This window comes from Bacillus sp. MUM 13, from assembly GCF_001866725.1.
In the GTDB taxonomy this organism is placed as follows: Bacteria; Bacillota; Bacilli; order Bacillales; family DSM-1321; genus Peribacillus.
The window spans coordinates 1-9,385 of the sequence record NZ_MLYQ01000146.1; the positions used below are offsets into that span (position 1 = coordinate 1).

Sequence of the window (9,385 nt, forward strand, 5' to 3'; positions counted from 1 at the left end):
TTACAAATCTGCTCATTAGCTTTAAAGGTGCAATGAATAATTTAGATATATGGGTAATATTTTTAGAAAGGTACAATTTTGTGCTGAGCATAAAGGGTAATCCATTTAGGAGGAAACCGTATGGAATGGTATGTATGGTTTGCCGTGATTATTGCTGTTGTTATTATTGGATTCAAGTCATTTAAACGGAAATAAATAACTTTGGAATCGATTATTGAAATCCAGCATCCTTCAAATTCAAGGAGGTTACCCATTTGAAAGCAGCCATTTATCATTCCTATGGATCTCCCGAAGTCTTGCAGATAAGGGATGTTGATAAGCCGGCCATCAAGGATGAAGATCGAGTATTAATTAAAGTGGCTGCCGCTTCAGTGAACCAGTATGACACTTTGTATAGAAAAGGGTATCTTCCTACTAGATTAGAAAATGGTTTTACAAAGCCAAAAACACACATTCTGGGGATAGATGTTGCAGGGACCGTTGAAGCAGTTGGAAAAGAGGTTCAGAAATTTCAGGTTGGCGACCGTGTTTTCGGAAGCTGTGTTGGCTCCCACGCAGAATATGTCTGCCCGCGGCAAAGTGTTTTAAGCCATATGCCGGATAACACGAAGTTTGAAGAGGCAGCCGCTATCCCGTGTGCTGCCCAGACTGCACTGCAGGCATTGCGGGATACAGCACATATAAAAGAGGGAGATAAGGTATTAATCTACGGTGCATCAGGCGGTGTCGGCCACTTTGCCGTTCAGCTTGCCAGATACTTCGGAGCTGAGGTTACCGCTGTTTGCAGCGCCACAAATATAGGCTGGGTTAAAGATTTAGGAGCCCATCATGTAATTGATTATACGGAAGAAAACTTTTCTCATAATGGAGAAACGTATAATATCATACTTGATGCTGTCGGAAAGAGGACCTTTTTCAGCTGTTTGCGTTCTCTTGACGAGAATGGTATTTATATAACGGAACATGCACTCTACCCCAAGTATCATCCCATTCAATTGATGCTCGGTTCGGTGATTGGCAGCAAGAAGGCAAAGATTCACCTTGCAAAACCAACTGACAGTGATTTGGATCTATTGCGGGAGCTTGTAGAAAACGAAGAAATAAAACCTATAGTTGAAAAATACTTTACTTTAGATGAAATTGCAGAGGCGCATCGGCACGTTGAAAGCGGGAGGACTAAGGGCAAGGTTGTTCTAAAGATTAATTGACCATATAAATAAACAAAACCGTTAGGTGGAATAGAAAAATAATTTTTAATATTTTTTAAATAATGTTTGCAAAATGCAAGTATTATTTGTAGAATAAAAACAAGGAAAATAATTCCTGGAGAGCGGGTGATATTATGACAGTAAATCGTTCGGGTGATTTGTCTCCGCAATATTTGGAAGCATATTTTAAATTGGTCATGGCGTCGCGCCAGTTCCACCCTGATGCGGCAAAGGAATATATAGAGAGTACCTTTTTTAACGGCAATCCCTTATCATTTGGAGAACAAACAAATCGGCGGTTTATGGAAGCCTACCTGAAAATAAAAGAAGAAAAATTTAAAAAATAATTATTGCAAATTGCAAGTATGTGGTGTATAAATAAAGTGAGGTGAAAATAATGGAAACTGAAAACCTGCGAGGTCTTTTTCAGCTTTTGACAAGGCGTTTTGGACTATTAAATAAAAATTGCTGCAGTGCTGGAGGGATGGATGTTACGCTTGTGCAAAGCCATATCCTTTATGAAGTACAGCGTCAGCACCAGCCGTCGATTCAGCAAATTGCTGACACATTGGGAACAGACATCACAACATTCAGCAGACAAATCCAATCACTTATAAAAATGGAACTGGTGCAAAAAACGCCGGATCTTACTGACCGAAGAATCTCCATCCTTTCTTTAACGGAAAAAGGAATGGAAATCAACGAAACTATTGAACAGCAGATGAATGATTATTTGAATGAAATTTTTTCTACAATGAATGAATTTGAAAAAGAAACAGTCATTCGTTCTTTAACACTGCTGAATGATCGCATGAAAAATTCTTCAGTATGCTGCACTGCTCCTTTTTAGCAAAGGAGTTCTATAATTCAATACTTGCAAAATGCAAATAATATTGAAAGGGGTGATATCAGCTTAATGAATCAAGTTTAGGAATGGGAGTGAATGGGATGTTTAATGAGTTTGAAGCAGAAATTATGGTGCATGCAAAAATGAAAGAGCTTGAGAAAATACTTAAAAAGAGATTTACAGAGCAGGAGGGAAAGTGGCTCACTGTCCTGCCGGATCAAAAAGTTGAAGCATAGGGTAAACCGTAACACCATCAATGATTGCTGCTGTGCATAAATAGTTTTCACATGAAAGTAAAAGTAGATGAATAGAGGGAGCGATACTATGAATATGCATGTTGGAATTAATGTAACAAATTTGGTGGAATCCATCGAGTTTTACCAAAAGGTGTTTAACGAAAAGCCTGTTAAAGTAAAAAAGGATTATGCGAAGTTTTTATTGAATGATCCTGGGCTGAATTTCACTCTCAATGTAAAAGAAAGTGTTTCGGGAAATCAGGTAGGGCACTTTGGCTTTCAGGTGAAGGATGCTAAAGAAGTCCTGCACCATAAAGCACGTTTAGAAAAAGAAGGCTTTTTTGCCCGCGAGGAAATGGATGTTACCTGCTGCTATGCCACCCAGGATAAATTCTGGGTAACAGATCCTGATGGGAATGAGTGGGAATTTTTCTTCACAAAAAGTGATGCAGAAAATGCGGATGCTGCGGATAGTTCATGCTGCATTGAAAAGAGGAAGTGAAATAAATACTATCTCCTGAACACTAGTTGATTCTGAGAAAAAGTTAAAGCTAAAAGACAATAGCATGAAAACTTTTAACAAATCAGCATCTTCCAAAGGAGGGTGCCTTTTTTCGTCTATTTTAAAGTGGTAGACTTTTATAAGGATTTACTTATATACTATTTCTTATATAAGAAAATTCTTATCTGCAAATAATAGAGGGGGTACATATGCAGCCAAAGCAGGAAATGGATATTGAAACTTCAGCCCGGCTTTTGAAGCTGCTGGGTGATAAAACACGTTTGACTATGGTGAAGATGATGTCTAAGTATGAGTGCTGCGTTTGTGAATTTACAGATCTATTTGATATGAGCCAGCCTGCAATCAGCCAGCATCTAAAAAAGTTAAAGGACGCGGGGGCTGTTAGTGAAGCTCGCAGGGGGCAATGGATCTTTTATTCGTTAAATCAGGATTCTCCTTATTATGGATTTATTTCAAACATCATTAGGGATTTGCCAAAACCAAGCGATAAAGTAGAGAAGATAGAAAAGCAGGGGAAAAGAATTGCCTGCTGCAAATAAGGAGATGCCAGGTTGGTCACAGTTATATTAGCTTGTTTCATTTTTATTTTTACCATAACGCTTGTCATCTGGCAGCCAAAGAATTTATCCATTGGCTGGTCAGCCTGCGGAGGTGCGATTCTTGCTTTATTAGCAGGAGTTGTCGACTTTCATGATGTTATTAGCGTTACACACATTGTATGGAATGCAACACTTGCATTTATCGGAATTATTATAATTTCTCTTGTTTTAGATGAAATTGGTTTCTTTGAATGGGCGGCTTTGCATATGGCAAGAGCTGCTAAAGGAAATGGATTAAAAATGTTTATATATGTCAGCCTGCTGGGAGCAGTAGTATCCGGGCTTTTTGCCAATGACGGAGCAGCTCTCATTCTGACACCAATTGTTCTGGCAATGGTCAGAAACCTGGAACTTGATGATAAAATGATTTTTCCATTTATCATGGCGAGCGGGTTTATTGCCGATACGACTTCATTGCCGCTTGTCGTGAGCAACCTGGTGAATATTGTTTCTGCTGATTTCTTTGGAATCGGATTTATACAATATGCTGCAAAGATGATTATTCCAAATCTGTTTTCATTGGCAGCCAGCATCTTGGTCCTGTTTTTATATTTCCGGAAAAGCATTCCCAAAAAGTATAATCCTGATACGATCAAAAGGCCGGCTGAGGCCATAAAAGATCAGCTGATGTTCCGGCTGTCCTGGTTCGTGTTAGCTGTTCTATTAATTGGATACTTCATTAGTGAATTATGGAATGTGCCCGTTTCATTTATAACGGGGGTTATCGCCATTTTCTTTTTGTTTATGGCAAAACGGAGCTCTGCAGTTAGAGTCAAACACGTTATTAAGGGCGCCCCGTGGGCCATTGTGTTCTTTTCCATTGGTATGTATGTCGTTGTATACGGATTAAGAAATGCAGGACTGACAAATGTTCTCGGTGATGTGATAGATTCAGCAGCCCAGCACGGCTTGTTCATTGGAACGGTTTCAATGGGATTCATTGCGGCGATTCTATCTTCCGCCATGAACAATATGCCGACTGTCATGATTGATGCACTTGCCATTTCACACACACATGCTTCAGGGGTAATAAAAGAAGGACTTATTTATGCTAATGTTATCGGTTCTGATTTGGGGCCGAAGATTACACCAATCGGTTCTCTTGCTACATTATTATGGCTTCATGTTTTATCGCAAAAAGGAGTCAGGATATCTTGGGGATCGTATTTTAAAACGGGAATTATTTTAACCATACCTACTTTATTCATTACACTGGCCGGTTTATATATTTGGCTGATTATTATTCACTAACCCACTATAAAAGGAGCAAACAACATGGCTGAAAAAACGATTTATTTCTTATGTACAGGGAACTCCTGCCGCAGCCAAATGGCAGAAGGCTTTGGGAAAAAATATCTTGCTGAAGGATGGAGGGTCCTAAGCGCAGGCATTGAAGCGCATGGATTGAATCCAAAGGCTGTCAGGGCAATGAATGAAGCGGGCATCGATATTTCCGGCCAAACCTCCGATATTATTGACAATGAAATACTGAATTCTGCAGATATGATTGTCACCCTCTGCGGTGATGCTGCAGACAAATGCCCGATGACACCGCCGCATATCAGGCGTGAACACTGGGGCTTTGATGATCCAGCAAAAGCACAAGGAACAGATGAGGAAAAATGGGCGGTTTTCCAGCGTGTGCGTGATGAAATCGGGGAACGCATCCGCCGTTTTGCCCAAAGCGGGGAATAACGGATATTAAAGGGTCGTTGATTTTCACTGCTGGAGTCTGCCACACCCGCTCCAATCAACATAGTATCTTTAAGAAAATATTAACTTAAATTCAACAGGCCAGATCCCTTGCCTATAATTGAAATTTTTGAAATGGAAGAGAGCGGGAGAACAAACTCCGCATCTTCTTTAATGAAGGAATATTGATCCGGCTTCTTAGAATCCTATGGGACCATTAAAAGGTCCCATAGGATTTTTTTATGGTTGATACCAACAGCCAAATCCACTTTTTCATCACTTGATACAAACAGCTTATATATCATCAATAATGATATAAGTCGCTTTGACTGGGCCGTGTACTCCTACCACCAGATCCAATTCTATATCCGCCGAATTGCTTGGGCCAGTGATGAAGTTAATGCAGGATGCCACTCTGTGCCCATCCAGATGCTTTTGGCGTATAATTCTGGCTGCCTGGGTTATGCGGGGGACAATGCTGCTCTTCGGGATCAAGGCAATGAAGCAAGCAGGCAAAAAGCTTACTGTCCTGCCTTTATCCTTATCACTTAATAAAACTACGGTGCCTGATTCTGCCAGAGTAATCTCGCTGATGGTGATGCCGATATTGGCTTTTTCGGCATAGCGGATGTTTTCTGCGCCTTTTGTGTAGTCCCATTCATGTACTTCGATATTTTCTTTTGGCCACGCATCCTTCATTAATGGATCAAGGCCCCATTCCGAAAACCTCTGATCCTTCCATGTCACCACAGGCCCTCCGCCATAGTCCGTCACTATTTTATCGAGAGTGGCTGCTAAATGGTCCAAATTAGCACTGACCAGGCTGGTATGGATTTTTAGGCATTGGGTTTTCAGCACTTCGACCAATTGGTCGGGAGAAGCGCCAGTCAGCACCTCATCCTGGGGATGGTATTTCCAAGATCGCTGGGGGACAGAACTGGAAATGCGGTTTTTGCCAAGACGGGCTGAGATATGGTTTAAAAACTTTTCTCGGTTTTGAATGGTGCCTTTCATCACTGTGTGCCTCCTTTGTCTCTGTTTTTATACCAATCTCTAAACCTTTCTTTATTTGGTGCAGGGAAATCCCTGATCTCGGTCCATGCTTTTAATGGACCCGGCCCCCTTTTAATTCTATCCCCTTGAGTAAATGGATTCATCGCTGCAGGCGCGATTTTCGATCCAAGCTTGTACAGGGAAGGAGACGCTGCGCCTAATCCGAATGCTTTCATTGCCAGCTTTTCAGAGATCGGTGCTTGTCCTGCACTTTCAACTATGGTCTGCCGGTGCTTGTGAAGGAGTTGATGGAGCGGGATTTTGACAGGACATACTTCCGTGCACGCTCCGCATAATGTAGATGCGTAAGGAAGTTCTTTATAATCCTCATATCCGCCAAGCAGCGGCGATAAAACAGCTCCGATCGGGCCTGAATAGATCGAGCCATATGAATGTCCGCCGACATGACGGTAAACTGGACAAGTATTGATGCACGCGGCACATCTAATGCATTGAAGAATGGACTGGAATTCACCGCCTAGGATTTGTGAACGCCCATTATCAACGATGACTAGGTGAAATTCTTCAGGCCCATCAGCATCGAATTCCTCCCTTGGACCAGTCAATACTGTAATATAACTGGTTAGCTTTTGACCAACCGCACTTCTGGTAAGCAGGCTTACGAGAACTTCCAATTCCTCGAAGGTAGGTACGAGACGTTCCATTCCCATTACGGTAATCTGAGTTTTTGGCAATGCCGTAACCAGATCTGCGTTTCCCTCATTCGTAACCAGGCTGAATGAGCCGGTTTCTGCCACGGCAAAGTTGCACCCCGTTATGCCTATATCGGCCGAAAGAAATTCCTCGCGGAGCTTTAGGCGTGCATGTCCTGCAAGTTCTTCCGGCTTTGATGTTTTTTGATACCCAAGTCTTTCTGCAAACACGTCCCGGATCTGTTCTTTGTTTTTATGAAGCGCAGGTACAACGATATGGGAAGGGGGATCATGATCATCAACCTGGAGAATATATTCCCCGAGGTCTGTTTCAATTACCTCGCACCCAGCCTGTTTTAAGCAGTCGTTCATAGCAATTTCCTCAGTAACCATAGACTTAGCTTTGACTACTTTTTTTGCATTTTTTCTTTTGACGATATCCTGGATATATTGATTCGCTTCCTCTCCGGTTTGTGCAAAGAAGACATGGCCGCCTCGGCTGGCGACATTCTCGCTTAGCTGCTGCAAATAATAATCTAAATGTTCAAGAACATGCTGGCGGATTTCTTCCCCATGGGATCTCCAGTCCTCCCAGTTTCCGAGTTCATCTGCAGCATCATTGCGCCGGGTGCCCATCCTCTCCTGGGCACCGGCTACGGCACCCCGCATAAATGAATCATGGATACCCTGGTTTACACGTTCCTTGAAATCACCTGTACCAATTTTCATTGTCATAAGAATCATGCTCCTTCTCTGTATATGTATGACAGATGCTGCATACTTAACGGCTGTTTAACACCTCGGCAATATGCATGACTTTAATAGGCTTTCCCGTCCGGTCAATCCGTCCGCCGATATTCATCATGCAGCCGGCGTCGGCGCCAATCAAATAATCGGCCCCAGTCTCCTCAACATGCATAACTTTTTCATCGACCATCTGCTCAGAAATCTGCCCCATCTTGACCGAGAAGGTGCCCCCAAATCCGCAGCATTGCTCTTTACCCGGCAGTTCTGTATATTTCAGTCCTTTCACATTATTCAATAGAATCATAGGGGCTGATTTTACACCCAATAATCTTGTCATATGGCAGGAGGTATGATAGGTGGCTTTACCATTGAGCTGTGCCCCGACATCTTCGATTTGTAATACATCGACAATAAACTGGGTTAATTCATATGTCTTTTCGGCGAGCTGCTGTGCCAGTAAACCCCATTCATGATCCTCTTTAAAGATATGCGGATACTCCTTAAACATAGCAACACAGGACCCTGATGGTGAAACAACGTATTCGGCATTTTGGAATGTACGGATCATCCTTTTCATGGCTTCTTTGGATTCCCGTACGTAGCCGCTGTTGTATGCAGGCTGCCCGCAGCAAACCTGGCTTTCGGGAAAGAGAATCTCACATCCAAGACGTTCTAGCAGCTCCACTGTCGCTTTTCCTACATTGCTTTGAAACATGTCAACAAGACAGGTTGCAAAAAGGGTTACTTTCATTGTTAAACCTCTCCTTGGGTAATGGATTCTATCTCAGTGTGAAAACTGGATCAAATAGATGATCAATACGCTTTTTAGAGAACAGGTCATCAGATGACTTAAATAAATAAAAAATTCAAAATTATTTTACTACATATCATCAAAATTTGAAAGGGTTTGCACCTTTTAAAAAAACCACCTTTTAACATTTGTTAAAAAGGTGGTCCTGTTGCTGCTTTCATATTCCCGATGAAGATTTAAAGATGTTTTTATGAAGGACAATCTCTACATTTTCGATATGCTGGTGCATGATGGTGCGTGCCTTCTCCGGATTTTGTTCTTTTATGGCATTATAGATTGCTTCATGTTCTTCATAAAGACGGTCTGCAGTGGCCTGTTGTGAAAAAAGCCAGAGGTTCCTGGTTTCTTTTATGGTTTCCGCCATCATTCCGGATACATGGTTCATGAGGCTGGTTAAAAGCGGGTTTTTAGAGCCTTCTGCAATAGCTAGATGAAACTTGACATCTGCTTGCTCACTGAGCTTTTCATTCCCGCTCGATTGCTTCATTTCCTTCAATGCATTTTCCATATCAAGAAGGTTGGATTCAGCCCTTTTTTGGGCCGCCGAATAAGCAGTCCCGACTTCAAGGATTTTTCTTACCTCGAGCAGGTGGGCAATGTCTTCCTTATTCATTAAAATGGCAGCTGAAACAGGGTAAGCAATGTGATCCGTTTCGAATTGCTTGATATATGTTCCTTCACCCTGCCTGATTTCAATGAGTCCCATGGCCTTTAGTGATGTCAGGGCTTCTCTTATGGCAGAGCGCCCAACCTGAAAGTGGGAGGCGAGCTGCTCGACTGAATCGAGTTTTTCGCCTGGTTTTAAATTTCCTGATCGAATCATAACATGAATGGCTTCAGCAACCTGCTCATATATTTTCTTGGGCTTGATTTTCTTATATTCCAAACAGAAAGCCTCCAAACGAACAATGATAGGTAATATTCAAGTGATATTATACACTTTTTTGGGAAATGAGGAGAACAGATTCTTACTATTGTTAAAAAGAAGCACCAGGAATAGGGGGAAAATAATAAAT

12 protein-coding genes are annotated in these 9,385 nt (G+C 41.9%); 8 read left to right on the forward strand and 4 right to left on the reverse strand.

Annotation, left to right across the window (positions count from 1 at the left end; translation table 11 throughout):
* The first annotated feature begins 254 nt into the window (after positions 1 to 254).
* From BIV59_RS21810 to arsC, 8 genes are all read left to right on the forward strand, one after another.
* Positions 255 to 1,208, forward strand: a complete 954-nt coding sequence (locus BIV59_RS21810) for an NAD(P)-dependent alcohol dehydrogenase (RefSeq protein WP_071353560.1) — start codon at positions 255 to 257, stop codon at positions 1,206 to 1,208.
* Between the two features lie 134 nt (positions 1,209 to 1,342).
* Positions 1,343 to 1,555, forward strand: coding sequence for a hypothetical protein (locus BIV59_RS21815; protein WP_071353561.1), 213 nt, complete (start codon positions 1,343 to 1,345; stop codon positions 1,553 to 1,555).
* A 50-nt stretch (positions 1,556 to 1,605) separates the two neighbouring features.
* Positions 1,606 to 2,058 carry a MarR family winged helix-turn-helix transcriptional regulator gene (locus tag BIV59_RS21820; RefSeq protein WP_071353562.1) on the forward strand — a complete coding sequence of 151 codons (453 nt, stop codon included), beginning with the start codon at positions 1,606 to 1,608 and terminating at the stop codon, positions 2,056 to 2,058.
* Positions 2,059 to 2,156: 98 nt separating this feature from the next.
* Complete coding sequence (locus BIV59_RS24305) at positions 2,157 to 2,291, forward strand: hypothetical protein (RefSeq protein WP_276205163.1); 135 nt, start codon at positions 2,157 to 2,159, stop codon at positions 2,289 to 2,291.
* An 88-nt stretch (positions 2,292 to 2,379) separates the two neighbouring features.
* Entirely contained in the window at positions 2,380 to 2,793 is a 414-nt protein-coding gene (locus BIV59_RS21825; protein ID WP_071353563.1) for an ArsI/CadI family heavy metal resistance metalloenzyme, read from the forward strand.
* A 209-nt stretch (positions 2,794 to 3,002) separates the two neighbouring features.
* Positions 3,003 to 3,353 carry an ArsR/SmtB family transcription factor gene (locus BIV59_RS21830; protein WP_071353564.1) on the forward strand — a complete coding sequence of 117 codons (351 nt, stop codon included), beginning with the start codon at positions 3,003 to 3,005 and terminating at the stop codon, positions 3,351 to 3,353.
* Positions 3,354 to 3,365: 12 nt separating this feature from the next.
* A complete protein-coding gene (locus BIV59_RS21835; protein WP_071353565.1) occupies positions 3,366 to 4,664 on the forward strand; it encodes an arsenic transporter in 1,299 nt (432 codons plus the stop codon).
* A 24-nt stretch (positions 4,665 to 4,688) separates the two neighbouring features.
* Entirely contained in the window at positions 4,689 to 5,108 is a 420-nt protein-coding gene (gene arsC, locus BIV59_RS21840; protein WP_071353566.1) for an arsenate reductase (thioredoxin), read from the forward strand.
* A 291-nt stretch (positions 5,109 to 5,399) separates the two neighbouring features.
* Here arsC and BIV59_RS21845 read toward each other — a convergent pair whose 3' ends face one another.
* The 4 genes from BIV59_RS21845 to BIV59_RS21860 form a co-directional block, all read right to left on the reverse strand.
* Positions 5,400 to 6,119, reverse strand: coding sequence for a LutC/YkgG family protein (locus BIV59_RS21845; RefSeq protein WP_071353567.1), 720 nt, complete (start codon positions 6,117 to 6,119; stop codon positions 5,400 to 5,402).
* Positions 6,119 to 7,546, reverse strand: a complete 1,428-nt coding sequence (locus BIV59_RS21850; RefSeq protein WP_071353568.1) for a LutB/LldF family L-lactate oxidation iron-sulfur protein — start codon at positions 7,544 to 7,546, stop codon at positions 6,119 to 6,121. The genes BIV59_RS21845 and BIV59_RS21850 overlap by 1 nt, the downstream gene beginning before the upstream one ends.
* A gap of 46 nt (positions 7,547 to 7,592) precedes the next feature.
* Positions 7,593 to 8,309: a (Fe-S)-binding protein gene (locus BIV59_RS21855; RefSeq protein ID WP_071353569.1), complete on the reverse strand. Its 717-nt coding sequence runs from the start codon at positions 8,307 to 8,309 to the stop codon at positions 7,593 to 7,595.
* A 217-nt stretch (positions 8,310 to 8,526) separates the two neighbouring features.
* The gene (locus BIV59_RS21860; protein ID WP_071353570.1) at positions 8,527 to 9,255 is read right to left on the reverse strand and encodes a FadR/GntR family transcriptional regulator; all 729 of its coding nucleotides are present in this window, start codon (positions 9,253 to 9,255) and stop codon (positions 8,527 to 8,529) included.
* Between the last annotated feature and the right edge of the window lie 130 nt (positions 9,256 to 9,385).